Origin of the sequence: Paenibacillus glucanolyticus (assembly GCF_037333485.1) — a bacterium.
Classification (GTDB): Bacteria; Bacillota; Bacilli; order Paenibacillales; family Paenibacillaceae; genus Paenibacillus_AQ; species Paenibacillus_AQ glucanolyticus.
This window is the reverse complement of the sequence record NZ_CP147845.1, coordinates 6,393,960-6,419,246: the sequence shown is the minus strand read 5'-3', so window position 1 is coordinate 6,419,246 and position 25,287 is coordinate 6,393,960. Positions and strand designations below refer to the sequence as shown.

24 protein-coding genes are annotated in these 25,287 nt (G+C 50.8%); 11 read left to right on the top strand and 13 right to left on the bottom strand.

The annotated features are described in order from the left end of the window. Positions 1-20 precede the first annotated feature (20 nt). The 3 genes from WDY75_RS29460 to WDY75_RS29450 all read right to left on the bottom strand — a co-directional run bounded on the left by WDY75_RS29460 (position 21) and on the right by WDY75_RS29450 (position 3,546). The gene (locus WDY75_RS29460; protein WP_063478293.1) at positions 21-1,139 is read right to left on the bottom strand and encodes an ATP-binding protein; all 1,119 of its coding nucleotides are present in this window, start codon (positions 1,137-1,139) and stop codon (positions 21-23) included. A gap of 291 nt (positions 1,140-1,430) precedes the next feature. After that, positions 1,431-2,486: a hypothetical protein gene (locus WDY75_RS29455; protein ID WP_063478294.1), complete on the bottom strand. Its 1,056-nt coding sequence runs from the start codon at positions 2,484-2,486 to the stop codon at positions 1,431-1,433. Positions 2,487-2,781: 295 nt separating this feature from the next. Continuing rightward, positions 2,782-3,546: a DeoR/GlpR family DNA-binding transcription regulator gene (locus WDY75_RS29450; RefSeq protein ID WP_006207615.1), complete on the bottom strand. Its 765-nt coding sequence runs from the start codon at positions 3,544-3,546 to the stop codon at positions 2,782-2,784. A 253-nt stretch (positions 3,547-3,799) separates the two neighbouring features. On the opposite strand from WDY75_RS29450, the gene WDY75_RS29445 reads away from it, so the two are divergent. From WDY75_RS29445 to phnX, 5 genes are all read left to right on the top strand, one after another. Beyond that, on the top strand, positions 3,800-4,552 hold the full coding sequence (locus tag WDY75_RS29445) for an ABC transporter ATP-binding protein (protein ID WP_006207616.1): 753 nt from the start codon (positions 3,800-3,802) through the stop codon (positions 4,550-4,552). Continuing rightward, the gene (locus tag WDY75_RS29440; protein ID WP_063478295.1) at positions 4,545-6,164 is read left to right on the top strand and encodes an ABC transporter permease subunit; all 1,620 of its coding nucleotides are present in this window, start codon (positions 4,545-4,547) and stop codon (positions 6,162-6,164) included. The genes WDY75_RS29445 and WDY75_RS29440 overlap by 8 nt, the downstream gene beginning before the upstream one ends. Positions 6,165-6,464: 300 nt before the next feature. After that, positions 6,465-7,460 carry an extracellular solute-binding protein gene (locus tag WDY75_RS29435; RefSeq protein WP_036644328.1) on the top strand — a complete coding sequence of 332 codons (996 nt, stop codon included), beginning with the start codon at positions 6,465-6,467 and terminating at the stop codon, positions 7,458-7,460. Positions 7,461-7,481: 21 nt separating this feature from the next. Beyond that, positions 7,482-8,576 carry a 2-aminoethylphosphonate--pyruvate transaminase gene (gene phnW / locus WDY75_RS29430; RefSeq protein ID WP_063478296.1) on the top strand — a complete coding sequence of 365 codons (1,095 nt, stop codon included), beginning with the start codon at positions 7,482-7,484 and terminating at the stop codon, positions 8,574-8,576. Next, positions 8,573-9,391, top strand: coding sequence for a phosphonoacetaldehyde hydrolase (gene phnX, locus WDY75_RS29425; protein WP_063478297.1), 819 nt, complete (start codon positions 8,573-8,575; stop codon positions 9,389-9,391). The genes phnW and phnX overlap by 4 nt, the downstream gene beginning before the upstream one ends. 268 nt (positions 9,392-9,659) lie before the next feature. Here phnX and WDY75_RS29420 read toward each other — a convergent pair whose 3' ends face one another. Beyond that, on the bottom strand, positions 9,660-10,118 hold the full coding sequence (locus WDY75_RS29420; protein ID WP_331000337.1) for a DUF2306 domain-containing protein: 459 nt from the start codon (positions 10,116-10,118) through the stop codon (positions 9,660-9,662). A 241-nt stretch (positions 10,119-10,359) separates the two neighbouring features. Between WDY75_RS29420 and WDY75_RS29415 the strand changes: the two genes are divergently transcribed. Beyond that, a complete protein-coding gene (locus WDY75_RS29415) occupies positions 10,360-11,808 on the top strand; it encodes a serine hydrolase (RefSeq protein WP_063478298.1) in 1,449 nt (482 codons plus the stop codon). Positions 11,809-11,869: 61 nt separating this feature from the next. On the opposite strand, the gene WDY75_RS29410 is transcribed toward WDY75_RS29415, so the two are convergent. Further along, complete coding sequence (locus WDY75_RS29410; RefSeq protein ID WP_063478299.1) at positions 11,870-12,817, bottom strand: alpha/beta hydrolase; 948 nt, start codon at positions 12,815-12,817, stop codon at positions 11,870-11,872. A gap of 224 nt (positions 12,818-13,041) precedes the next feature. Between WDY75_RS29410 and WDY75_RS29405 the strand changes: the two genes are divergently transcribed. Beyond that, positions 13,042-13,485: a DUF3888 domain-containing protein gene (locus tag WDY75_RS29405; RefSeq protein ID WP_063478300.1), complete on the top strand. Its 444-nt coding sequence runs from the start codon at positions 13,042-13,044 to the stop codon at positions 13,483-13,485. Between the two features lie 130 nt (positions 13,486-13,615). Here the strand turns inward: WDY75_RS29405 and WDY75_RS29400 are convergent, their stop codons facing one another. Both WDY75_RS29400 and WDY75_RS29395 read right to left on the bottom strand, forming a co-directional pair. Then, positions 13,616-15,364 carry a M28 family peptidase gene (locus WDY75_RS29400; RefSeq protein ID WP_063478301.1) on the bottom strand — a complete coding sequence of 583 codons (1,749 nt, stop codon included), beginning with the start codon at positions 15,362-15,364 and terminating at the stop codon, positions 13,616-13,618. Between the two features lie 59 nt (positions 15,365-15,423). Next, complete coding sequence (locus tag WDY75_RS29395; RefSeq protein WP_063478302.1) at positions 15,424-16,185, bottom strand: kanamycin nucleotidyltransferase C-terminal domain-containing protein; 762 nt, start codon at positions 16,183-16,185, stop codon at positions 15,424-15,426. 196 nt (positions 16,186-16,381) lie between these two features. Between WDY75_RS29395 and WDY75_RS29390 the strand changes: the two genes are divergently transcribed. After that, the gene (locus WDY75_RS29390; protein WP_063478303.1) at positions 16,382-17,095 is read left to right on the top strand and encodes a methyltransferase domain-containing protein; all 714 of its coding nucleotides are present in this window, start codon (positions 16,382-16,384) and stop codon (positions 17,093-17,095) included. 95 nt (positions 17,096-17,190) lie between these two features. Here WDY75_RS29390 and WDY75_RS29385 read toward each other — a convergent pair whose 3' ends face one another. Together WDY75_RS29385 and WDY75_RS29380 are read right to left on the bottom strand one after the other, a co-directional pair. Further along, positions 17,191-17,808, bottom strand: coding sequence for a GyrI-like domain-containing protein (locus WDY75_RS29385; protein WP_063478304.1), 618 nt, complete (start codon positions 17,806-17,808; stop codon positions 17,191-17,193). Positions 17,809-17,894: 86 nt separating this feature from the next. Beyond that, positions 17,895-18,866 (bottom strand): helix-turn-helix transcriptional regulator, encoded by a 972-nt coding sequence (locus tag WDY75_RS29380; RefSeq protein ID WP_063478305.1) that lies wholly within the window; start codon positions 18,864-18,866, stop codon positions 17,895-17,897. 178 nt (positions 18,867-19,044) lie between these two features. Between WDY75_RS29380 and WDY75_RS29375 the strand changes: the two genes are divergently transcribed. After that, a complete protein-coding gene (locus WDY75_RS29375) occupies positions 19,045-19,689 on the top strand; it encodes a TetR family transcriptional regulator (RefSeq protein ID WP_172964004.1) in 645 nt (214 codons plus the stop codon). 312 nt (positions 19,690-20,001) lie between these two features. Next, on the top strand, positions 20,002-20,745 hold the full coding sequence (locus WDY75_RS29370; RefSeq protein ID WP_063478306.1) for an SDR family oxidoreductase: 744 nt from the start codon (positions 20,002-20,004) through the stop codon (positions 20,743-20,745). A gap of 173 nt (positions 20,746-20,918) precedes the next feature. Here WDY75_RS29370 and WDY75_RS29365 read toward each other — a convergent pair whose 3' ends face one another. Then, positions 20,919-21,497 carry a TIGR00730 family Rossman fold protein gene (locus WDY75_RS29365; protein ID WP_006207631.1) on the bottom strand — a complete coding sequence of 193 codons (579 nt, stop codon included), beginning with the start codon at positions 21,495-21,497 and terminating at the stop codon, positions 20,919-20,921. A 225-nt stretch (positions 21,498-21,722) separates the two neighbouring features. Between WDY75_RS29365 and WDY75_RS29360 the strand changes: the two genes are divergently transcribed. After that, entirely contained in the window at positions 21,723-22,040 is a 318-nt protein-coding gene (locus tag WDY75_RS29360) for a MazG nucleotide pyrophosphohydrolase domain-containing protein (RefSeq protein WP_063478307.1), read from the top strand. Between the two features lie 184 nt (positions 22,041-22,224). On the opposite strand, the gene WDY75_RS29355 is transcribed toward WDY75_RS29360, so the two are convergent. The 3 genes from WDY75_RS29355 to WDY75_RS29345 form a co-directional block, all read right to left on the bottom strand. Beyond that, positions 22,225-23,202, bottom strand: coding sequence for an electron transfer flavoprotein subunit alpha/FixB family protein (locus WDY75_RS29355; protein WP_063478308.1), 978 nt, complete (start codon positions 23,200-23,202; stop codon positions 22,225-22,227). A 271-nt stretch (positions 23,203-23,473) separates the two neighbouring features. Next, the gene (locus tag WDY75_RS29350) at positions 23,474-24,241 is read right to left on the bottom strand and encodes an electron transfer flavoprotein subunit beta/FixA family protein (RefSeq protein WP_063478309.1); all 768 of its coding nucleotides are present in this window, start codon (positions 24,239-24,241) and stop codon (positions 23,474-23,476) included. Between the two features lie 38 nt (positions 24,242-24,279). Beyond that, complete coding sequence (locus tag WDY75_RS29345; RefSeq protein ID WP_036644349.1) at positions 24,280-24,870, bottom strand: TetR/AcrR family transcriptional regulator; 591 nt, start codon at positions 24,868-24,870, stop codon at positions 24,280-24,282. Positions 24,871-25,287 lie beyond the last annotated feature (417 nt).

Genomic DNA, 25,287 nt, shown 5'->3' with positions numbered 1-25,287 from the left:
ACCGATCTCCTGCGTTTCTTTTATTCAGCAATGTCACCGATCGTTAGGGTGAGCTCAGGATAATCCGCGTCAATCGCCTTCTTCCGCTCCATGATGTGGTTCATTTCAAAGGTGGAGCCGAATAATTCGGGCTCGGGTTTGAAAGTCACACTGGTGCCAGTGTCTTGAGTCAAACGAACTGTCAAAAGTCCGGTTTGCGGAATGCCGTGGCGGTACTCTTGCCGATACACCTTGCCGTCGCGACGAATCTCTACGGCCAGACGCTGAGAGAGGGCATTGACGACGGCGATACTGATGCCTTTTTCCGCGCCAGGGACGAGGAAGTGTGCGCTTGAATTCAAGCGGTGGACATCGGTCAGAATCGATTGGACGGCAGGAATGCTGGAATTCGGAAGGGCCTGCACGGGAATGCCTCTGCCGTTGTCGGTCACCGTTACGCTGCCATCCCCATGCAGAAAGATGCCAATCTGATTGCCGTACCCGTTCGTATGCTCCAATATCGAATTCTCCACCACCGCCCAGAGCAGCTGATGAATATCGAAATTCTGCGAGGTTCCGAAATACATCCCCGCATGATTGCGGGTTTCTGTCATTTCCAGATAATCGCTCGTATCAAGAAGATCGCCCGCCGCAGACAGCAGCAGCAGGAACGGCAGGCTCCGGTGCTTTGGCAGAGCGTAGCGTCCACCGTGCTCTTGCACGAGTAAATCCGCGCCGAGAAGCGCCTTGAGGTGATGATACAGCTGGCCGGTCGTCCCCATGTTCAAGCGTTCCACCAGCTCGGAGCCGGTCAAGGGCTCTGTCATGACGGCCTTTAAAATATCGAGGCGCTGCTTATTGCCCAGGGCTGCGAGGATTTTGGCTGCCTTCTCGGTGTTCATGTCCAGCAATTGCTCCATTCGGCGTTCCTGGGGCTCCCACCGGAGTCCATCGCCGTTCAGGTGCACCTGTCCGGAGTAAAAGACGGAGCCGGGTTCATGGTTCGATTCATGTATGTTGGATGCTGAAGTGATTTCTTGGGGCTGTTGGTTTGATGCGGAAGCTGGTTTTCGTTCCACCAGAGCTTGGTATACAAGCTGCTGCAGCTCCGCCATTTGTTTCTGTAAGACATCCATTTCATGGAGCAGGTCGCGTGTCATAGGAGTCATCAACCTCACTTATCGTAAAATTATGTTATTACGTAATTATTATATTACGTAATAACATAAATGTAAATCCACTTTAAGGAAATTTCCATTCGTATGAGTGAAAGGAAAGATCGTTCGGGGTTTTGGGAAGGGCAAATGCTTCTGCTGGGGGGAACTGTAACCAGCGGTAAAGTCTGGATAGGATGCGTTGCTCTGGCGGTTTGGTGACCAGGAGATCCCCATATACAAAAACAAAGACCACGCCTGCCATATGGGGGCGTGGTCTTAAATTATATAGAAATTCTAGGTCGGCTCTGGGCCTCCTGTTACTTCGGGATTGGCCTCCAGAATCCCCTCCGTGATGTTCCAAAGCATGGGCAGGAAGCGAATGACTTCGTCTGCCCGCTTTTGCAGGTCTGCCGTGGAGGTAATGCCAAGATCCGCAAGTATGGCGTCAAAGGCCGGGGCGTATTCCCGTTGAAACTCAGGAGGTCCATCAGCTTCCAAAATGTTGTGGCAGCGTGCAAAGGTGGCGACCATCCAGAAAACAGCCTCTCGATGGCTGCCGTTCAGGATCAGCTCGCGGCTGCCTTCAATAGCAATCGGTCTTGCGTCCATGGTAATATCGCTGCTGAAGAAGAAAGTTGTCTTCGCAATCGCGGCAGCGGCGTCGAAGGTTCGAGAGAGTCCATTGAGATGATTCATCGCTTGCTCGGCCGTCATGTCCTTACAGCCCAGCAGTCTTAACAACTCTTCGTAGATTTCCTCTCGGCCGTATTCCTTAAACACATCGCGGGCTGCCGCATAACGCAGTCTGACGGTTGGGTTCCGAAGAGCGGCAACCAGCAGCAAGTGGGTCGTAACGCCGGTAGGGAAGAGCCAGGAGGTAACCTGTCTATGCCAGGAGGCAGAAGGATCGATGGATCTGAGCCCGGTAATGATGCGTTCTCGCACATTCTCGCAGCGGCGGCTGACCCAGATCCGGTCCGCAAAATGCCGGGAAACCTCTGTCTGCAGCTTGCGGAGCTGACCGGTCGGATCGGACATCAGGGTGTCTACCCGAAAGCTGCCGGCCAGATGATAGGACGTTAATACCTGCTCGGGCGAGGACAGGTCCCGCCAGGAAAGATAGGTGGCCTCAATCAAGGCGTCCTGGTAGACAAACTTTCCGAGCTTGAGAGGGGGTTCTGCGTCTTCAGTGACAACGACAACGTCGATGTCCGAGGACGGGGCCATCTCAACATCATCCGGCTTCCCTACGGTGGAGCCGCTAAAATAGGCACCCATAAAGCCGGGCTCCCTGCTAGCATGCTGCAAGACCCAATCGGTGGCTGCTGCTCGTGCTGATCCCACGTTCATGTCCTACTTCCTCCTCTACCTGCATGAGTATCTAAGTAAAATAACAAAAATATCCTATTCTTCATTACATTATATGGGCTTTAAATCTAGAGTACAACCGCATGAGGCTTGATGGCTCTCGTTGTGCCGAGGGATTGGCGGCATTAGGGAAGAAGGGAACATGGTACGGGTGGAGGGATTCGAGAAGGTTAGCGCTCATAAGCAGCATCGGTATATCCAACGTGAAATGCCAAAACGGACATTCCCATCATCGCTGAAGCTTCGACGATGGAGAATGTCCGTTTTGATGTTTATTCTATTCATCCGCAATCACTAGCGTTGTACTGGTTTTTTTGAATTTTGGAATGAGGCTTGCATTGACGTTGGCATCTGTCACGATGGTATCAATTTTGTCGAGTGATGCGATAGAGATGGTAACGTCTTTGCCAAACTTGGTGCTGTCCGCCATAACAAACACCTCTTTGGACAGCTCGATCATTTTTTTACGAGTAATGGCTTCTTCCAGATTATAGTCGGAAATGCCTTTTTCGATGGTAATGCCGCTGCAGCAGATGAAGGCCTTCAGCACATTCAGCTCATGGAAGTTGAAAATGTATTCATACGCTACGACGGACTGTTCCTCGCGCCGGATTTTGCCGCCAATCATAATCAGCTCTACATCGCTGTCCATCAGCTCAATCGCAACCGGAAGCGAATTCGTAACCACCGTCAGCTTCTTCTTATGCTTCACGTATTTGGCGATCTGATACGTGGTCGAGCCGCTGTCGATGTAGATGCAATCGCCGTCATGGATGAATTCACTGCTTTTGCGGGCGATCCTGTCCTTCTCTTCCAACTGGCTGACCATACGCTCATCCATGGAGGATTCGCCGAACCGGGACTCTACGAGTTTAACCCCGCCGTAAATCTTCTCAATCCGGCCTTGCTTGGTCAAAGTGTTCAGATCCCGGCGCAGTGTATCCACAGAGATATTCAGCTCTTCGGTTAGTTCCGTGATCTTTAATACTTTTCTAATCGTAAGCAGCTCTAGTATTTTCTTGTGCCTCTCCAGTGGAAACATTCGCCCTCACCCATTCAATTTGCATTAGTAGTTGACGCTCGCTTTCAAGTCTAGTTTACTCATTCGTGCCTCCATATTCAATAGATTTACCCATATTATTCGTAAGTTAGGCATGTGATACAGTTAAATATAGTCAACAATTAGTATTAATTTATGAATGATATATGCATAATTTACTTACATTTAACAGTTTGCATGATTCTTGTTTACATATGGTTTTTATACTGAGGATGTGTTCAAGGAGGTGAGCCGATTGTTGAAGCTTCAGCATATAAGCAAACAATTCGACGATAAAGTGGTTTTGGATGACATCAGCGTAGAAATCGGTACAGGTGAGATTGTGTCACTGCTTGGTCCGAGCGGCAGCGGAAAGACCACATTACTGAATATCATTTTGGGACTCACCCGGATGGACCAGGGAAGCATCGTGTTCCATGATCAGGATCTGAGCAGCGTACCGATGAAGAAGCGGGGCTTTAATATTGTTTTTCAGGATTATGCCTTATTCCCGAATTTGAATGCCTACGACAATATTGTATACGGGCTGCGCAATAAGAAGGGAACTGTGAGTGAGCAGGAGGTACAGGAATACATCGACTTTCTGGAGCTGCAGCCCCACTTGAAGAAGAGGATCAGCGAGCTGTCAGGGGGTCAGAAGCAGAGGGTGGCCCTGGCAAGAACACTTGTCACCAAGCCGAAAATTCTGCTGCTCGACGAACCGCTCAGTGCGCTGGATGGCGTCATTAAGGAGTCGATCAAGCAGCGTATCCAGTCGATTGCCAGAGAATTCAAACTCACCACGATCATTGTGACGCATGATCCGGAGGAGGCGCTGACGCTGTCCGATAAAATCCTGATTATTAACCAAGGGAAAATCGCCCAGTTCGGTACGCCACAGGAGATTGTTCATCATCCCCAGGATGATTTTGTGAAGCAGTTCATCATCAAGCAGCTGCATATCAAAAGGCAGAATATTTACAATCTGTTCGGTGAGCATTATGCCTAATGTGAAGCCGGAAATGCGGGTAATCTTCACCGTCATTCTGATCTTGTTCGCTGGGTTTCTGTTCCTGCCGTTGCTTATATTGCTGGTTCGTTCCTTCGAGTCCGATCAGGGATTTACCCTCGGTCACTATATGTCACTAGGCTCGAACCGGGAATTGATGACAGCGATCGGCAACAGTGTGAAGGTATCGGCGTTAACGGCGCTGATCACAACCATCCTGGGATTTATGCTGGCGTACTCCATTCATTGCACGAGGATATATCAGCCCCTCAAAGGGGTGTTAAAAACCGTCATCATCGTCCCGATGCTGCTTCCGACGATTACGTATGGGTTCGCCATTATGTATTCGTTTGGTAACCAGGGATTGATCACCCGGCTTGCCGGACGCAATTTGTTCGAAATCTACGGATTGAACGGATTACTCATCGGCTATGTCGTATACACGCTGCCTCCCGTATTCCTGCTGATCCATAACGCTTTTCAATACATTGATAAAAAGTTCATCATCGTATCCAAGTTAATGGGAGACGGAACGATGAGAAGTTTCATGAACACCATTCTGCGCCCTCTCGCAGGTGCGCTGGGCGGAGCTTTTGTACTTTCCTTTATTTTAAGTTTTACGGATTTCGGAATACCGGCTTCCGTTGGCGGTACCTATCCCGTCGTGGCAACGCAGCTGTATCAGGTGATGCTGGGCTCCATTCCGGACTTCAACCAAGGCGCTGTTATTGCGGTTCTGATGCTGATTCCGGCCGTGTTCGGCATCTGGCTGCTGAATTATCTGGAGAAATGGAATTTTCACTATGACAAGCTGTCGGATATCGAGCTGCCGCGGCACCGAGTGCGGGATATCGCATTCGGAGTTATTTCATCGGTGATCGTGCTTGGAATGCTCTCTATTTTTGCCGTGATGTTCATTGCACCATGGCTGAGCAGTTATCCCTATGACCTGACGTTTACGTTCAAGCATGTACGGGACGTGTTTCAATCGAGCGATTTGACGGGGGTATATCGCAACTCGCTCTGGGTCGCCCTCCTGACGGCTCTGTTCGGAACCCTGATGGCATACGGATCGGCATTGCTCAATGTCCGCACCTCGTTAAAAGCCCGATCGGCGGTAGATATGGTATCGATGATTACCAATACGGTACCCGGCATGGTGCTGGGGATCTCCTACCTGCTCCTCTTTAATGGAAGCAGCCTGAAGGGCACGTTTGTCATTATTGTCTTATGCAATATCGTGCATTTCTTTACGACGCCGTACTTAATGGCCAAGAACTCTCTGTCCAAAATGAATCCATCCTGGGAGACTACCGGGGAGCTGTTGGGCGACAGCTGGTTCAAGACCATATATCGGGTGATCCTGCCGAACTCGGCCTCAACCGTCATCGAGATGTTTGGCTACTATTTCATCAACGCTATGGTGACGGTCAGCGGGATTATCTTTCTCGTATCGGCCCAGACGTCGCTTGTTGCCAGCAAGATCAAAGAGCTGCAGCATTTCGCCAAGTTTAATGAAATCTTCGTGCTGTCGATGCTGATCTTCTTCACGAATCTGATCATCAAGCTGGTGTGCGACGCATGGCAGCGGAGGACTTCCGTTCGACGCTGAGCTATTGCTGCAAGGGATGCATGTCCGCTGCGACGCCGGATCGTACTTCCGATCGCTGTTATCTTCAGATTTCTCTGATTGAATGAATCAACTGCAGAAATCCGAGGCGAACGCATACGCTTCTCCAGTACGATTCCGTCCTCTTTCGCTGGGTGACAGCACGAAGCACCAAGCAAGAAGCAAGAAGTACCGTGCCCAGAAGCATCATCTGCAATTCAATCAAAGATATGCGCAAGCAAGTTAGACCCATCTTTTCACTTGATTTCTAATATAACAACACAACAAGGAGTGGAGTTACTCATGATCAAAACGTTAAAAGGAATGCTGCTGTCATTAATCGCTATCAGCATGGTGTTTGCACTGGCTGCCTGTGGCAGCGGCAGCGCGGGGGAAGCGAAGAAGGTGGTCATCTACACGAACGGGGATGAAGAAGCCGTCGCCGCGATGGAAACCTCGTTGAAGAACGCGGGATATGACGGACAATATCTCGTGCAATCACTAGGCACTTCAGAGCTGGGAGGCAAGCTCATGGCCGAAGGGAACAAAATCGAGGCCGACTTGATCACGATGAGCTCGTACTTTATCGAGAGCTCGCAGAGCGAGCATTCCATGTTCAAGGACCTGGCTTTTGATACAGGCGCCGTTGACTCCTATCCGGCCTATTACACGCCGATTCTGGCGAATACCGGGTCCATCTTCGTCAATACGGAGGTGTTGAAGGAAAAAGGCTTGCCGATGCCAACCTCCATCACCGACCTGACCAAACCGGAATTCAGCGGACTCGTATCGATTCCGAACATTATGGATTCCTCCACCGGCTGGCTGCTGGTTCAGGCCATTATCAGCCAATACGGTGAAGACGCAGGCCGGCAGGTGCTCCATGATCTGATTGCCAATGTCGGACCGCATCTGGAAAGCTCGGGCTCGGGTCCGATCAAGAAGGTGCAGGCCGGCGAAGTGGCAGCCGGGTTTGGACTCCGCCATCAGGCTGTAGCGGCCAAAGCTGCCGGTGCACCGATTGATTACGTGGATCCGGTTGAAGGCAACTTCTCCCTGACCGAGTCGGTTGCGGTGGTGGACAAGGAGAATGCAACAACAGATTTGGCGATGAAAATGGCGGAAACCCTGATCAAGGACGCCAGAAAAGACCTGATTGTGAACTATCCGGTAGCCCTGTATGAGGGGGAGACTGTGGATGAGGTCAATAAACCAGCGTACGCCATGAAGTTTGAGAAACCATTGACGGTAGAGCTGTTGGAAGAGCACCAGCAATTTTTCAACGGATCTAAAGAATAGGCACCTTAGGAGCGATACGATATGAATAAATATAAACTTTTGACACCCGGCCCTTTGACGACAACCAGCTCGGTGAAGGAGGAGATGCTCCTTGACCGCTGTACATGGGATGACGAATATAAATCCATTACGCAAAAAATAAGATCACAGCTCCTGGCATTAGCCGGGGCGGATGCGGCACAATACACAGCTGTTCTGATGCAGGGAAGCGGAACGTTTGCCGTCGAATCCGTGATGACGTCAACCATATCGAAGGAAGATAAGGTGCTGATCGTGACCAATGGCGCCTATGGCGAGCGACTCGTGAAGATGGCGGAGTACATCGGACTGCATTACACGGAATACAAGTTGAATTACAATGAACAACCAAGCGAGAATGAGCTGCGGTCGAGACTTCAAAAGGATCTGCGAATTACGCATATTGCGATGGTGCATTGCGAGACAACAACGGGGATATTGAACCCGCTGGAGATGGTATCCAGGCTGTCCAAGGAGTATGGGAAAACCCTTATTATCGATGCCATGAGCAGCTTTGGCGGAATGGAGATTGACGTTCAGGGTCTTGGCATCGATTACCTGATCAGCAGTGCGAATAAATGCATTCAAGGCGTCCCGGGATTTGGATTCGTCATCGCCAAGATGGAGAAGCTTGCGTTATGCGAGGGGATTGCACGCAGCCTGTCGCTGGATCTGTACGATCAGTGGAAGGGCATGGACAAGGATGGCAAATGGCGCTATACCTCACCGACGCATGTGGTGGCGGCATTCTCCAAAGCGCTGGATGAGCTGGATGCAGAAGGCGGCGTATCCGCCAGATTCAGACGCTACCGGAATAACAATCGCCTGCTGCGGGAGAAATTGGCCCGGATCGGCATTCATGCCTATATAACCGAAGACAAGCAATCACCAATTATCACAACGTTTCTGTTCCCTGGTGAAGGGTTTAGCTTTGGGCAATTTTACGCTTATATCAAAGAAAGAGGCTATGTCATATACCCGGGCAAACTGACCGACGTGGATACCTTCCGCATCGGGAATATCGGGGAAATCTATGAACAGGACATCGAGGAGTTATGCCGCATTATCGAAGAATATAGGGGAGTGATAGCACAATGAACAGAATCGAAGGCGTTATATTGGACTGGGCCGGAACGGCCGTTGATTTCGGATGTTTTGCACCTGTGAATGTGTTTGTCGATATTTTCAAGAATGCGGGTATTGAAGTGACGATGGACGAAGCGAGAGCACCGATGGGCATGCTGAAGATCGATCATATCCGTGCCATGCTGTCGATGCCGAGAGTATCGGCTCTATGGGAAGCGAAGTATGGAGAAGCTTATCAAGAGCAGGATGTGCAGCGGCTGTATGCGGAGTTTGAGCCGGCCTTAATGGCTTCCTTATCCGAGTATACGGACCCGATTCCGGGTGTCATCGAGACGGTGGAAGCGTTGAAGTCACAAGGGCTGAAGATTGGCTCCACAACAGGCTATACAAGCAATATGATGGAGGTTGTTGTCTCGAATGCCCGGCAGAAGGGTTACAGTCCGGATGTCTATTTCACCCCGGATGACACACACTCGAAGGGAAGACCTTACCCTTACATGATCTATCGGAATATGGAGTTTCTCCAATTGTCGGCTTCATGGAAAGTCGTTAAGGTGGGCGACACCGTCTCGGATGTAAAAGAGGGCATGAACGCAGGCGTATGGTCGGTTGGAGTCGTCATCGGCAGCTCGGAAATGGGCCTGAGCCTGGAGGAATTCCAGGCCTTGTCGGAATCGGAGCGGGAAGCTGCGATCGCGAAGGCCGAGCAGACGTTTATCCGGAACGGGGCGGACTTTACAATTCATACGATGTCCGAGCTCCCACAACTCATCGAGAACATAAATGGAATGTTGTCCGAGGGAAAAAGACCGGGAATGCAACCATAAAGGAATGATAGTAAAAGGGCCGCGTTCTCACGCGGCTTTTTCTGCTGTGTGGCGGGTATAGGGTCTTCTACCGTGATTTTACATCCCCCAACTGGGGCAGCGGTTCCCGAAACACGGTTCGCACCACAATCTCAGCCAGCAGAAACAGGGACAGAATGGCACTGTACACCCCGATGACATAACTCGTTTTATAGGCGAGTCCGAATCCGCTGTGGAACACAGCCGCAAACAGATGAATGAACAGGTTCGTGAAGCAGAAGGCATAACTTCATTGGCGATGTTGATGGATCTGTTTCTTTTTGATTTTTAGAATGGCGATGACCGTTATCGCGGGCCAGATGATGTTCAGCAGATTGAACGGGACACTCGTTAACTTGCCGCCGGTGGCGTAAGGAGCCATATACCCGGAGGTCAGCACAACCACCATGACGGAAGCGACGTAGACATAACCGTTCGCCCGGTGAAATCGCCGGTACTTTTGCAGCACCGTGTTCGAGAAGTTCATCGCGCCGCCAACCATGGCAATACATGCAAAAATCACATGTACATACATCACGTGCAGCCAGGCTGACACCGGCACCGTGCGCTTCGGGCTTTCCTTGTGGCTTAGAAATTCACCGGCCTGTGGGTCGTGGATGAAGTTGGCATACAGGACGTACAGGACAAATCCAGCGATCACCATCAGCATGGAACTGTAGAGACGCCGGGAAGTTTTTCTAGGATTCATGTTGTATAACCGCCTTGACCTTGATAGAGAGCCAGAGATTGCTAGGTTAGCGCCCAACTCTTCTTAATCTTAGCAGACGGGTAGTGTTCAGCTATAGTTAATTATTACCGGCTTATGCGGAGAGAAATCAAGTAAGATGGAATCAGATGTTTCTGAAAGGACGTGAAACCGTTGGTATAACGCGTTGTATCGTATGTTCATACTGTTTGATCATTTCATAACATACCCATGGGGGGATACAATGAGCGAGATACAGCGGATTGTAGAACATTTAGATCGAATACTGCCTCAGTTTATTCAAGATGAACCGCTGCCCGGCCTGGCCGTTGGCGTGGTATATGATCACCGAATGATCTATGCCAAAGGATTCGGGGTATCCGATATACAGAGCGGCGAAGCCGTGACGGAGCATACCTTGTTTCACATGGCCTCGGTTTCCAAAACATTGGTTGCCACCGGCATGATGCAGCTTGCAGAGGAGGGCGTCATCGACCTGGACGGGGTGGTGTCCGATTACTTGCCTTATTTTGAAATGGCGGATGACCGATCCCGGAATTTGACGATACGCCAGCTGTTAAGCCATACGTCGGGTTTGCCGGATGAGGATGACTTTGCGTGGGACCGCCCTGAATATGATGAGGGAAGCCTGGAGCGGTACGTAAGGAGCATGAAGGATTGCAAGCTGCAAAGAGAGCCGGGTCAGGCTTTTGCTTACAGCAATATCGGCTACGAAATATTAGGCGACGTGATAGCGAAGGTCACAGGCCTTTCGTTTGAACTTTATATGAAACAGAAGCTGCTGGAGCCAGCTTCCATGTTAAACAGTACGTTTCTGAAGGAAGAGGCAGCAGAAACAGATTACCCTCTGGCTGTACCCCATGTGCTTGGGCTTCAGGGAGGGTATGGAGCTGAACCCAGCAGCATATTCCCATACCATCGTGCCCATGCGCCAAGCTCCACTCTTTACGCAAATGCAGTGGATATGTGCCATTATGCATTGGCACATTTAAGTGGGAGCAGCACGCCCCGGGGAGACGGAAAACTCCTTCTTGAAGCTAACAGCTATAGTGAAATGTGGCGTAGAGCAGCTTCGACCGATTACGGCGATATTCTCGAGGACATGGGCCTCGGGTGGTTTATGGGTTTATACCGTGGACGCCGTGTCTTGTCCCATATGGGACGGGATACGGGGTTTCGCAGCGGCTTTATGCTGCTGCCGGATGAAGGAATGGGCGTCGTGTTCATGATGAATGCCGATTACGTCGGAGGCAAAATACTCGGTTCAGCCATTCTGGATGTGTTGCTGGGGGAGGATGTTCCCTATGTACAACAATCGCTTGCTCATCACTTATCGCAGCTTACGATCACTTCCGGGGTAGATGCGGCGTTTAGGGAGTACGAGGAGATTCAACAGTCGTGTCCGGAACGCTTCCTGGTGATTGAAGGCGAGTTCAATGCGGGTGCATATACGCTGATGGCGGGAGGATGGCTTCAAGAGGGAATCCGGCTGCTCGAACTGTCCGTACAGATTTTCCCGGGATCCTCGAACCTTCATGATAGTCTTGGCGAGATGTATCTGCTTGCGGGTGAACGCGCGCTGGCGCTAATGCATTATGAGAAATCGGTTGAGCTGGACCCCGAGCATGCTGAAGGAATTCGTATGGTGAATGAGCTGCTTCAGTCCAATTAAGTCACGTGTCCGTACAGTTCATCTCAACACAGAAGAGCAGTCCGCATGGACTGCTCTTTCTTTATTGCACGTATGTGCCGATAAACTCCGTTACTTCCCGGTCATACCCCTCGGGATCGAATTGACGCGCCATGCCATGGCCTGCGTCAGGAACGACGAATAACCTCTTCTGCTCCGGACCATTCTCGTACAGTTCATATACCATCTCGGTAGGAACGAATAAATCCCCGCCGCCGTGAATAAACAGCATCGGCGTCTTGGACTTCTTAACCTGCTCCAGTGCCGAGGCTTCGCCGAATGAGTATCCGGCCCGAATCTTGGTCAGCAGGCTCGTGGACTGAACAAGCGGGAAAGAAGGCAGCTTATACATGCGCTTCAGCTGATAGGTCAGCTCATCCGTAACCGAGGTATATCCGCAGTCTTCCACAATGGCCTTTACCTGGGGAGGAAGCTCCTCGCCACTGGTCATCATCACCGTGGCACCGCCCATGGATACGCCATGAAGAACGATTTGCGTCTCCTTACCCGTACGCTCGATGACTAAATCGATCCATTTCAGATAGTCCTTGCGTTCGGGCCATCCGAATCCGATATAATCACCTTCGCTTCTTCCGTGACCACGGGCATCGGGCAGCAGCACGTTATAACCCAAGTCCTCATGGTACATTTGGGCGAACCCGCTCATCAGCTCTGAATGCCCGGAATATCCGTGTGCGATAATGACGGTTTTGTCCGTGGGTGCGGCGGCGGGCAAATAGTACGCATGCAGCTTGAGACCGTCGTCCGATGTGAGACTCCATTCCTGCAGGCTTTGCCTGGCCCACCAATCCTTGCTGTCCGCAAACGGATTGTCGATGTTGGAGTTGGCTTCCAGATCCGGGTTGCCGTCCAGGAAGGTTTTGTCGGCACGTGCAATGGCAACGTTATAGAAGTAGAAGCTTGCTGAGACAATAATGATGACTAAAAGTGCAATGATAGTTGCAGACATGATCATAATCCTTTTTTTCATAATGATGGATATCCTCCCCCTCGCAGCCGCTCGTATGCGTCATATGATGGTGGTTACGAAGGAAAATGGGCCGATGCGAAGCAGTAGTTCCTTCCACCTATCATATCGTACGTATTCTGATTAATCTATACGGCAGATCACGCTTCGGCCCTTGTGTTACATCAATTCTATCGGTTGGGGGAACCTAAAACCAAAGAGTTTCGGCAGGAGGTGATTGTAGAATCATGAACAAACGCTTCATGGCGCTGATCCTTGTTGTTGTTATGACTACTGGTTTACCGCTGACATCCCATGCAGAGAATTCCTCTCCTTCACCGAAGAGGGACAGCACCGAGCTGCAATATCAAGACATGCTGATGATCGTTCTTCTTCCTCATATCGAGGCTGCGGTTCGTGAGCATTACTCCAAATCGCTTAAAGAGCAGCTCATTGTCTACCCATATTATGTGGATGTGACCGAAGTGAAGAGGGTGAACGGCTTTCGCGGCTTTCATTTCATCCTTACACTCGAGGCACACCCAACGGTCGGTCCGCATATTACGGTCGGAAAGGACCGGCTTGTCTTCGAGGTAGCCCCGACGCTTCCCGGTGGTATGGTCAAACTGGTGGAATTTCAGCATCTGGAGACGCATGAGGTGCCCCCGCATTGGCAGGATATGGTGAAGTAGCATGGGTTTAGCTTGATAGTTGTAAAAAAACAAGCAAACGTGATTTGCGTTTGCTTGTTTGGCATTTCATGGTACCCATACCGGGTGTGCCCTCGTACATGGGATCAGCACGGTAGGTGCGAGACGTAGGCTACCTTCTCTCGTACACGGGCCGATCCGGTCCGGGCTCGGCCTGAGTCCAGCCGATGCCGAGCAGAACGATGATGGCGATGAAGGCAGCGGGCACGGCCCATTTCCAGGATTGCGCGAGCATTCGTACGGCCGGTGACATCAAGGCAAGTATGAACCCGATCAGGACAACACTGAACAGGTGAATCCCAGGCGGCAGCAAGAGGAACACAATATGAAAGATGGAGGCGAACAACAGGATAGGAACGAGCGTGGTGGTGAGTACCACAGCTGGATGATGCAAGGATTGCAGCGGATCCCGGGTAAATGCCGCCCACGCTAAAGCGATGAAATGGACCAGCAGCGGAATCGCAAACAGATAACTTGCACCCGGCAGGAGCCAGGTTGAGCCGACAAGCAGCAGCAGGAATAAGAATGCTCCCCCCAGCAGCATTTCCAGTTCATTCGCTTTCCGTAGGATCCATCGGGTAAGGGCAACATGAACGATGAGTGTTACCAGTATGAAGCTGACACTGTACAGAAGTGAGTCGTAGGTTGCGCCTGAGGGCTGCGTCATTTTACCGGCCCACAGCGCATCAATCAGCTTCCATAAGCCATAGCTTAGCGCGGTGGATAGAACAGCTGCCAGAATCGGGGTCAGCAGGCCGATCAGGCTCCCCTTTATGCTGAGAGATGAGATGCGGGCAAACATGAACACCAAACCCAGCCATATCGCAGCGAGCACAAGGGTGATGGCAACCACCCATTTTGCAGGGTAGTGAAGCAGCAGTCCGAACAGATTGAAATAGACGCGGTCGCCTGTCGAAGACAGGTCAGACAAGTCGAGATTGCCGAAATGTTTGGCCATGGCGAGTGCGTTCTCCCCTTGATGCTGCATGGTCTCAAGGGAGACGTTGTCCGTGTTGTCCATAGGAGTATGATAAGCTACCCACCCATCACCATAGGCAAAGTTCAGCCCCGGAAGACCGTGCTCCAGCGCCACCGTCAGATCGGTATCATTCGGAAGCTGTTTGTACAGGGCCACCAAGAGGGAGTTGCTGACCGGGTTGGATACAGCCCGGGCATATTCTTCGATGATTCGCCCGTTGCCATCACTCGTCTGGAACATGAAGGACGAGCCCTTCGATCCCCGGGCTTCAAAATTCGCAATCATGCCGATCTCGCGGTGCTGAGGATCCCGGAAGAACACTTCAGCACCCAACAGCCCTTTCTCTTCCCCGTCTGTAAGTAGGATCCATATGTCGTTCTGCAGCGGGGGACCAGCTTGAGTCGCTCGTGCCGTTTCCAGCAATGAGGCAACGCTGACCGAAGCATCATTGGCCCCGGGTCCGGCCGGAACGGAGTCGTAGTGGGACATGAGTAGGAGCGGTTTACCGGATCCTGTGCCTTTAATGACACCCAAGATGTTCGTAAGCTGAACGCTCTGGTCGATGTATTTCGTTGTCAGGCGGCCATTAAATTCTTGTACGTCCGGGTTCAAGCCTAGCTGCTCCATCTGTTCCACTAAATAGGCCCTCACCTCTGCATGGGCGGAAGATCCCAGCGGATGGGGCTGCTGGGCGATTTGCTCGACATGGACCATTGCGCGTTCAGCAGAGAATTCGGTTGCGGGGGTATCGGCGCTTCTGGCTTGCGGCGGTTTCTCGAACCACAGCATGAGGGAGATCACGAGTATGACGGCGAGGATGGTCGTAAGCGGCAGCCAATAAGGCGGCTTGCGGTCCGGTGGTCTGCTCAATTGAATTTGCATGTTAATACTCACTTCCTTATGGGATCATTCAGGCCAATGCTGCAAAGCAAAAGCTCCCATTAGAATGGAAGCTCTTTTGATTTATATTCAATATTCATTTTTTCATACCACGTGTTAAGTCCGGTCCAGAGCCGTTCACACAGCTCATAGAGATGATCGATCTGGAGAAGCTGGCCGCGCATCACCAATTGCGCCAACTCATCATACCCCGAAGGTCTGGATTCCAGGGACAGCGATTCCTCCAGCGTTTTGGCTCTTGTATTATAAAATGTTCGGTTGGCGAGTCCAATCAGTTTGGCCGTCTGCCAGGTCAGATCCTTTGCGCCCAGTGGCAGGTAACAGAGGTTCCCGGCTTGGACATTGTTCCGTATTTTGCCCATCGTTTCGTAGGGCTCCCAGATCATGAACTCCCGCATCGTTTCTCTAATGGCTTCGTCTGAAACCTGAAGGGGCAATTCTCGGATCTCCTCCAACAGATTGGTTGGGTCGTAGAGTTCCTGTAAATGTACGTAGGCGCCGGCCGTAATAGCCCAGGAATCATCCACAGACGATGCTGCTTTGAATATTTCACCTTTTTGTACCATGCCGATTTCGATTTTGAAGGGATCGTATATGAATTCGTGGCCAGGCAGGGATACCCCGTCCTTCGTGACAACTCGAAGTTCAATATCCGAGTATGGGCCATCTATTCCCTGCGCGATCGAACCGTACAAGCCAATGGCCAGAATATCATTTCCATGCAGTTGAAGCAGTCGGTCTTTCATTTGATGAATGATGTTCATTTTCTCTTCTCTGGTCGTAGCGGCTGGATAAGGTAACATAGGACAATCTCCTTCGAAGAAAGTTAATTATCTACATTATAGTATAAATACGACCGCTGAACCCGTCGTGAAATTCAGGATTCTGTGAAATGATGAAATTGTTATTTGGATTTTCCATGTTATGGTAGTATATACTTGTGGGTAAACAGGAAACTGTAGCGTCCGCAGTCAAATCATATAGCTGAGGTGAGAAGAGATGAGCAGAGATGAGCAGAGTGCAGGCAAGACCAAGCAGGAACTGGATCGGGTTGTGTTCATTGGCCGCACGTTTGAAGAGTATAACAACATGTTTGATTTGCGCATGGAGGAGCTTGTCGGAAAAAGGATTCTGGATTGTCCCGGGGGAGCGTGTTCGTTCACCGCGCACGGTTCGAGGCTTGGACTCGATATTACTGCAAGCGATATAACCTATGATCACAAGCCTGATGATCTGGAGCGCAAGGGATTGCAGGATATCCGGCATGCCATGGAAACGATAGAACGGGCGAAGAGCAATTATGTCTGGGATTATTATGGAGATGTGGAGGGGCTTAGCCGACATCGCCACCAAGCACTCCAGGATTGCGTGCAGCATATGAGGGAGCTTCCGGAGCGCTACGTCGCTGCGGTTCTGCCGGAGCTGCCTTTCAAAGACGAAGAGTTTGATCTGGTGCTGTCCGCCCATTTTCTGTTTATGTACAGCGACCGCTTGGATTATGACTTTCACAAGCAGACGATACAGGAGCTGCTGCGGGTAGCCTCGGAGGAGGTTCGCATCTTTCCGCTAACCGATTTAACGGGATCCCGTTACGACCATCTGGATCGCTTGATTCACGAGCTGGAGGCAGAAGGCCTGGTGGTGACAGAGAACAAGGTGCCTTACGAGTTTATGCGAAACGGCAGCTCGCTGCTGAGCATCCGCAAGATATAGATGTGGGGGAGCCGGTTATGTACCGGCTTCCTCTTTTGGTTGAGGATGGTGGCTGTCGTCAGCACAACAGGTTGTCCCATATTCACTGGACCCATCTATTTCTCCTGTCTTACAGGAGTACGAAGAATGGTTTTCATGGAGGAGGAGGAGGCTTTTCGGGGGTCGGATAAATAAATCTCATGGTGCAGTCCGTTCGGGACGTAAGCATGCTGTTTCATGAATGCATACATTTTCGCCAGCGTATCCGGTTCTGTGCTGTAGGGGCCGATATGCATGATTTCGACACATAGCCCCTCATGGATCGTCTCCAATACCACTCGCTGAATGGGTTCCAGATGATTTTTCTTGGAGAAGGCTTTTTCCCGAGCGGAGTCCACGATCTCCGGGGTGACAAACGCCGGCATCCGAATGAGCAGCTTCCAATACCATTCCTCTTTCGGAACCTCCAAACCATACTGATCCGATTCCACCCACCATTGTCCCTCAAGTTTAGGAACCGTAAAATCCTGAATTTCCGTCTTGCAATATCCCTTAACTCCATAAGCGACCGTATACAGCGCCTCGGTAGCATCCTCGAACATGGGGCTTTCGGGTGCGCCTTGGCCTGCTAATGACAGATAGGGCAGGGGATCATATTGCACAAGCTCAGGCGTGTTTCCGGCTGTGTAATAGGTTTTATCACTTTTGGTCAGATCGAGTTTAGGAAGCAGCATACGAATCTCTCCTTTTTGCTCATGAATTATGCCTATCATAAAATAACTTCACTGACTGCATGAGAGTCAGTGAAGTTGTTAAAAGATTATTCATCGTAATAATTCGCAAGATCCCTTGCCGTTTCGAAGAGAGCGCTGCGCAGCTCCTTCGGTTCAAACACGTTGATTGATCTGCCAAAAGAAAGCAGGAGATACGGCATGTATTTCATCATCCGGTCAGGCTGTATATGGAACTCGGCTTCATACTCAGTTCTTCTGACGACAAGATAAGGCTGCAGAAACCACTGGTTGCATATCGCGTCCAGCGCTTCGGTATGACCCTGAAGGCGCACGGTCACAGACGGCGTATCCATGGTTACCTGATCCTGATGTTCATGAACATTGCTCAGGTAGTCTTGGACCGAGAAATGCTCCGGCATTTCAAATGTGCGACCTGTTAACGACAGGCTCTTCATCCGGTCCACTCGGAACACGCGGAGGGCTTTCCGTGTATGGCAGTAAGCAGTCAAATACCACTTGCCGAGACGGTAGATGAGACCATAGGGATCGATGTGGCGTTCTTGAGCGGAACTGCTGGATGACTTCGCATAGTGAAGGATCAGCGTTTCCCGTGTAGCGACAGCTTGCTCTAACTCACGCAATAGGGGCTGAAGCAGGGCACCCTGTGAAGGGGAAAGGACATTAATACTGCCGACATGACGCCTCAAGTCCTCCAATTGGGATTCCTGAAGCCGGTGCTCAATCTTGGAAAGTGCTTTTTCAAGCGCATCCGTAAAAGGGTAGTCCGCATGCCGGGCTAGGAGCGCACTGTGTTCCATGGCCTTAAGCTCGGTTAATTCGAAGAACAAAGGCACGCTCAAAAAAGTATCAGGCAACCTAAAGCCCCCCCCATGCCCGGATTCGGATATAATGGGGACTCCGCTCACACCCAGTGTGTCGATATATCGATAGACCGTTCGGACACTTAACTCAAGTCTCTCGGCCAATTGTTCAGCTGTCATTTTTCCATGGGATCGAAGCAACCACAGAATGGAGAGCAGATAGTCCAGTTTAGCCATGGTCCACACTCGCTTTCTTAACGTTATTTTAGGTTGTGGCTTCCGGATGAATGATCATATTATACCAATCCATGCATGGCAGTGACCAAGAAGATGAAGAAGATCCATATGGATATCGAAGGCTTGTTTGTTATAATGTGTTCAGCAGAGAGAGGGGGCGTGAGAATGGGGTTGAGGGATGATGTCTATCATTCACCATCGCTCATTGAAATATATGTCACATGATCAGCCTTTAACGAAAGAAGCCATATTAGATGCGGCCGAACAGACGCTGCGGCGTTATGGTCCTGAGAAAACATCGGTTGTCGACGTTGCCAAAGCGCTTCAGGTCAGCCATGGCTCCCTGTATCGGCATTTTCCCAGCAAAGCGGCCCTCAGGGAAGCCGTTACCGAGCGCTGGCTGCAGCGGATTGCGGATCCGTTGCAAGAAATTGCAGACGGAACGGATGGCAGCGCCGCTGATCGATTGCGGTTATGGATGGATACTCTCATCCGGACCAAGCGGAATTACGTTCTGGAAGACCCCGAGATGTTTGCCATGTACACCACCGTGACGCTGGATGCCGTCATGATGATTGATACGCATGTGAAGTTATTGACCGGGCAGATTGCCCAGATCATCAAGCAAGGAATGCGTGCCGGTGAATTTAAGTCGGGCGAGCCGGAGCCGGTGGCCAAGGCCTTGTTCATGGCAACGTCCCAGTTCCATCATCCGGCGCATGCCTATCAGTGGAGCTCCAGCGAGATTGAAGCAGATTTTGACTCGGTATGGGCGTTATTGCTGTCGGGAATCATGAAATCAACCGTTAACGGGTCTGAATAATGCGAAAAATGGAATAAGGCCTGTTCGACGGTCATCCTAAAGGTTCATGCTGCCCTTGGAGAAGCGTGGTAAGATCGTTCCCTATGTAAAAAGATGCTGATCCTGGCGATACTCGCATGGAAGAGCATCTTTTTTGTATGCATTTATCAAGCGAGTGAATGACAAATATATAAAATTGTCACTTGTTATTTGTTAGGACTCGGCATATAATCAATGGCGAATAAGATACCTATAGGTCCTTGATCCATCTGATGAGATATTCACGCACCAGCATTTACAGATATACAAATTCGCAAGCGGGAGGCTTTTATCATGAAAAACAGCTTGATTGGCAAAGTAGCCATCGTAACCGGCGCATCAAGAGGCATAGGACGCGAAATTGCAATAGCGCTTGCGGAGAACGGGGCCAAGGTCGTTATAAACTATGCGAACAGCCCGGCCAAAGCAGAGGAAGTTGTGAGCAGCATTAAGTTGCGCGGTGGCGAAGCAGTGGCGATTCAAGCCGATATCAGCCAAGTGGCGGAGATCGAGATGCTGTTCCGTCAAACCTTGGAGGTTTATGGTGGAATGGATATCCTGGTGAACAATGCGGGGATCATGACAACCAAGCCGATCGCGTCCATGACGGAGGAGGATTTCGATAAGCAGTTTGCGATTAACGTGAAGGGAACTTATTTTGCGATTCAGCAGGCCTTTCAGCATATGAATTCGGGCGGCCGCATTATCAATTTCTCGACGTCGGTGGCTGGACAGATGTTCCCGTCTTACAGCGTATATGCAGGCACGAAGGGCGCTGTGGAGCAGTTTACGCGTCAGTTGGCCAAAGAATTCGGTCCCAAAGGCATCACGATTAACGCGGTGGCTCCCGGGCCGATCCATACGGAACTGTTCATGGAAGGCAAGTCGGAGGAACAGATTGCGGGCATCGTGAACATGAATGCCTTCGGACGTCTGGGTGAACCGGATGATGTCGCAGGAGTGGCATTGTTTCTGGCTGGCGAGGAGTCAAAATGGATCACGGGTCAAACACTCCGCGTGAACGGGGGATTCGTGTAAAATCCGCGACGTTAATCAGGATGTGCGAGGATAAGAGAAAAGCACCGGGATTCCCGGTGCTTTTTGTGTACCCAATGACAGTGATGGCTGTTGTTGGATTTCCTTATGAGCCTGCGCATTCAAGGATGTATCCTGACCGAGGGAGTCCGGTGGTCATATCCGGCAAATGGTTTCTACTCAAGGTCTTTCCACTTCATGTCCAGCGTCGGCGGCGTGTAGCTGTCCATGAGTTCCAGCAGCTTGAGCGGGTCATTGGATATATTGATCAGGTTTAAGTGGGAGGCATTGGAGAAGCCCTCTGTGATGCTGTACTGAATCAGCTTCATGAACGGTTCGAAATAATCCCGGATGCTCAGCAGTCCGATCGGCTTCTGGTGAATCCCGATTTGGGACCAGCACAATACCTCGAACAATTCCTCATAGGTTCCAAAACCGCCCGGCATGGCAATAAAACCGTCGGACAGTCTCGACATCGTTGCTTTGCGCTCATGCATGTCAGCGACTTCAATGAGCTGGGTCAGCTCGGTATGTACAATCTCGCCTTTGAACAGCCCCCTGGGCATGACTCCGATGACCTCGCCGCCATTTTGCAATACGGCATCAGCCACTTCGCCCATCAATCCGATTCTGGAGCCGCCGTACACAAGCTTGTATTGGTTGTGGGCAATATGCCTGCCAAGCTCGGCAGCCTTCGCTTTATAATCGGGATGTTCACCCATGTTGGATCCTGCAAATACGCATATAGATTTCAATTCGCACACTCCTTAACCAGATGTTGATATTATAATGAAGTAATTATACTATATATAGTGATCTATGTCATGGAACGCAGGGATACATATCGCTTCAATGTTAGGTTTGCCTCTCTTAGCTTATGACATACGTGTTAACATGATCTTGAGTTTGATCTCGAATTATGTAAAAAAATTAGGGGATGGGTTGGTTCATCCCAAGGAATCGCGGAGGTAGCACAAGCTATGGATATGAATGAAGCGCAGCAATGGATTAAACAGTTTTACGGGGAGCGAGGCTGGTCCGGGTACGGCCCCTTTATTCGGGTCGGATTCTTGATGGAGGAGACAGGGGAAACGGCACGTGCCGTCCGCGCTTATGAGATTGGCAGGGATCGGCCCGATGAGGAGGCCCAGTCCAGGGAACGGCTCAAGCAGGATTTGGTGGAGGAGATCGGCGACGTGCTCGGTAACATTTCGCTGCTGGCCGATCTCTATGATATCACGCTGGAAGAAGCATTCACGGCCCATCAGCACAAGCTGCTGAAGCGGTTTGGCTCTTAATGGAGATATGGGATAGCGTCTGTTTCGCAAGCAGGTGGTAAGGAAGTCCCTGGAAAACTCTTAATTCCCAAGGTGTGCCTACCACAGAATGACGCAGCAAAGAAGGCTGCCCCCAAGGTCCCTTGGACGATGGGGTGCAGCCTATTGACGTTGTATGATCACATGAAGTCGTTATGACAAAATGTTATGACACCAGCACTTTGCGGAACTCCTGCGTCAGCAAGGGAACGATATCGAACAGGTCGCCGACGATGCCGTAATCCGCCACTTTGAAGATAGGAGCCTCGGGGTCTTTGTTGATAGCAATAATGACACGGGATTGGCTCATGCCAGCCAAATGCTGGATGGCTCCGCTAATGCCGCAGGCAATATAAATTTCGGGTGTGACCACTTTGCCCGTCTGCCCGATCTGGAGCGCGTAATCGCAGTAGCCGGCATCGCACGCACCGCGCGATGCGCCGACGGCGCCGCCGAGCAGGTCCGCCAGCTCCTCCAGCGGCTGGAAGCCTTCCGCGCTCTTGACGCCGCGACCGCCGGAAATGACGATTTTAGCTTCCGAGAGGTCGATTTTTCCCGTGGTCTTGCGAACGACGTCCTTTACCACGGAGCGGAGGGAGGGGGCCGGGTAAGCGATGTCCTCAATGCTCGTGCTTGCACCTTCTACGGCTTCCGCGGCAGGAATATTGTTCGGACGCACCGTTACGACCCATGGCCCGTTCTGGAACACACGTTTCTCAAAAGCTTTGCCCGCATAGAGCGGGCGAGTGAACACCGCTTCTCCAGCTTCGTTCTCGATTGCCGTCACGTCGGAAATCTGTCCGGCATTCAGGGACGCGGCTACCAGCGGGGCCAAATCACGGCCGATGGCCGTATGCCCGAAGAGCACCGCATCTGGCTGCGCCTGATGAATAACGGCCTCAATGGCCGCCATATAAGCCTCAGGATTATAACTTTCCAGATCATCATGCTCGACAGTATAGATCGTATCAGCACCATATCCGTTCAGGGCCGATACGGCTTCCGTTATGTTGGCTCCTGCAACCAGAATGCGGATGCTGTCATCATCAGCTGCAATTAAACGGGCAGCGCCCAAGGTCTCAAGGGCAACCTGCCGCAGCCGTCCATCCCGATTCTCGGCATATACTAATATCGTTTTGCTCATATCATAACCTCCTAAGTTCCAATTGAGATTGAAGTGAAAAGAGTTTTACGATTCCGACTTGTCTTAACAACCAAGCGAATGCGGATGATACTTCAAAAATCGCTGTTGGCCCAATTCACTAAAGCAATCAGGCGAAAAGCGTGCATGACGGACAGCCTGTAAACCATACAATCAGAATACATAAGGAATGAGGGCAGGGTGCACTGTTGATGTCATGTAACCGCATTCAGAAGTGAGATTCAAAGGGATTCATACGTTCATTCCCTAATACTCAGATCACCTTCGACTGGGTGCGCAGCAAGGATACCAGCTCATGTGCCACTTCGGCAGGCTCACCCTTGAGAATGACTCCTGCACTGCGCTCCGGCGGCAATGACAATTCGCTTTGCTTCGTTGCTGGCTGAATGTCGCCTTCCGATAATCCGAGATCATCCAGCGACAGCGTCTGAAAAGGCTTCTTCTTGGCCTTCATGATACCTGGCAGCGATGGATAGCGAGGTTCATTCAACCCCTGCTGTGCCGTGAAGATAGCAGGCAGCTGAACCTCCAGCACTTCGAGATCGCCTTCGGCGTCCCGGTGTACTTCAGCCGTGGTACCGTTCAGCGTAAGTTTGGTGATGGAGCCGGTATGGGAAATACCGAGGAGACGGGCAAGGCGAATCGCCACTTGACCTGAACCGCGGTCCACCGAGAAATTGCCGCCGAGGATCAGATCCGGGCTTTCCTTCGACAAATACGCATGCAGCACCTTCGATACCGCATACTCATCGTCTGGAATCCGCTCATCGGAGATCAGTACGGCATCATCAGCACCCATCGCGAGCGCGGTCCGAAGGGCCTCTGCGGTACGATCCGGTCCGACGGACAGGAGTGTTACGCTGCCGCCATGGTCATCCCGAAGCTTCACGGCTTCTTCCACAGCATATTCATCATACGGATTGATTACAAATTTCACCCCATCCTCGGCAATCGATCCGTTTTCAATCGTGATTTTTTCCTCTGTGTCAAAGGTCTGTTTAAGCAGTACTACAATCTTCATCGGTTAAACTCTCCCTTCAATATGAATATCAGCTGGACTTATTGTCCGCTGGAAACACCGTTCAGAAAAAAGCTGAGCGTCTCCTCCGCCTGATCGGACAGAGAATATTTGCGGCCGGAGATCAGCCAAGAGGTTACCGCTTCATCCATGGCGCCAAATATCAGGTTGCGCACCAGCTTGATGTTCAGGTCGGAGCGGAATTTCTGTTCTTTAATGCCCTGTTCCAGGATATTCTCGATCAGCACAATATATGGCTTAAGCGCGTTGCCAATTTCCTTCCGCAGTTCCAAATCGCTCTGCCGCAGCTCAATCTGTGTGACATAAGCGAATTCGGGATTGCTCTCCAGCTCGGAAAAATGAATGCTGCACACCGTACGCAGCGCTTCCACCGCGTCCGCGGTGCCTTCCACACTTTCGTGGAATTTGCCGACCAGCTCGCCGAGCTTCTCCTGGAACAGGCAAATGAGGATATCCTCCTTCCTCTTAAAATACAAATAGATGGTGCCGTCAGCTACGCCGGCAGCCTTGGCAATCTTGGATACCTGGGACCGGTGATAGCCGTTTTCGGCGAATACTTGCAGGGCGCCCTGGAGAATAAGGTAATATTTATCATTTTTTTTACTTGTCATATGCTCACCCCGATGTTAGAATACAGTTAAAATTATGAATGAATACTCATTCATTTCTTGTATCCATCATAAAATACGTTCATGTCGTTGTCAACGATGGGTTGCGAAGACCCGGGAATTTGATGAAGCAGGCGTAGAAGGGCAGCAATTAAGGCGTTCATATCAGAGCAATCGACAGCAGTTCAACCGGAAGAAACGAAGCAGCTGGGTATCCGTTAGGCTAGTACAGATGAAGTGATGCAGCTAAGAATTCATGTTCGGTTTAGAGTGGTCGGCAAGGCACGATGTGGAGGTCTATTTTTGCAGCCCCAATGAAAGCGCTTTATATATTGTCCCGACATGGACACCGTGACGAGCCGGATTGTGGAAGGAGTGAACGAGTCTTCGAAATTAAGACTGCACCATTAGAAGAACCAG

Coding starts and splice junctions, on each gene's coding strand:
- WDY75_RS29460 (WP_063478293.1), bottom strand. CDS start 1,139: ATGACACGCGACCTGCTCCATGAAATGGATGTCTTACAGAAACAAATG.
- WDY75_RS29450 (WP_006207615.1), bottom strand. CDS start 3,546: ATGTTTCCACTGGAGAGGCACAAGAAAATACTAGAGCTGCTTACGATT.
- phnX (WP_063478297.1), top strand. CDS start 8,573: ATGAACAGAATCGAAGGCGTTATATTGGACTGGGCCGGAACGGCCGTT.
- phnW (WP_063478296.1), top strand. CDS start 7,482: ATGAATAAATATAAACTTTTGACACCCGGCCCTTTGACGACAACCAGC.
- WDY75_RS29350 (WP_063478309.1), bottom strand. CDS start 24,241: ATGAAGATTGTAGTACTGCTTAAACAGACCTTTGACACAGAGGAAAAA.
- WDY75_RS29355 (WP_063478308.1), bottom strand. CDS start 23,202: ATGAGCAAAACGATATTAGTATATGCCGAGAATCGGGATGGACGGCTG.
- WDY75_RS29375 (WP_172964004.1), top strand. CDS start 19,045: ATGATGTCTATCATTCACCATCGCTCATTGAAATATATGTCACATGAT.
- WDY75_RS29345 (WP_036644349.1), bottom strand. CDS start 24,870: ATGACAAGTAAAAAAAATGATAAATATTACCTTATTCTCCAGGGCGCC.
- WDY75_RS29385 (WP_063478304.1), bottom strand. CDS start 17,808: ATGCTGCTTCCTAAACTCGATCTGACCAAAAGTGATAAAACCTATTAC.
- WDY75_RS29380 (WP_063478305.1), bottom strand. CDS start 18,866: ATGGCTAAACTGGACTATCTGCTCTCCATTCTGTGGTTGCTTCGATCC.
- WDY75_RS29410 (WP_063478299.1), bottom strand. CDS start 12,817: ATGAAAAAAAGGATTATGATCATGTCTGCAACTATCATTGCACTTTTA.
- WDY75_RS29370 (WP_063478306.1), top strand. CDS start 20,002: ATGAAAAACAGCTTGATTGGCAAAGTAGCCATCGTAACCGGCGCATCA.
- WDY75_RS29420 (WP_331000337.1), bottom strand. CDS start 10,118: ATGAATCCTAGAAAAACTTCCCGGCGTCTCTACAGTTCCATGCTGATG.
- WDY75_RS29440 (WP_063478295.1), top strand. CDS start 4,545: ATGCCTAATGTGAAGCCGGAAATGCGGGTAATCTTCACCGTCATTCTG.
- WDY75_RS29360 (WP_063478307.1), top strand. CDS start 21,723: ATGGATATGAATGAAGCGCAGCAATGGATTAAACAGTTTTACGGGGAG.
- WDY75_RS29415 (WP_063478298.1), top strand. CDS start 10,360: ATGAGCGAGATACAGCGGATTGTAGAACATTTAGATCGAATACTGCCT.
- WDY75_RS29390 (WP_063478303.1), top strand. CDS start 16,382: ATGAGCAGAGATGAGCAGAGTGCAGGCAAGACCAAGCAGGAACTGGAT.
- WDY75_RS29455 (WP_063478294.1), bottom strand. CDS start 2,486: ATGAACGTGGGATCAGCACGAGCAGCAGCCACCGATTGGGTCTTGCAG.
- WDY75_RS29395 (WP_063478302.1), bottom strand. CDS start 16,185: ATGTTACCTTATCCAGCCGCTACGACCAGAGAAGAGAAAATGAACATC.
- WDY75_RS29400 (WP_063478301.1), bottom strand. CDS start 15,364: ATGCAAATTCAATTGAGCAGACCACCGGACCGCAAGCCGCCTTATTGG.
- WDY75_RS29435 (WP_036644328.1), top strand. CDS start 6,465: ATGATCAAAACGTTAAAAGGAATGCTGCTGTCATTAATCGCTATCAGC.
- WDY75_RS29405 (WP_063478300.1), top strand. CDS start 13,042: ATGAACAAACGCTTCATGGCGCTGATCCTTGTTGTTGTTATGACTACT.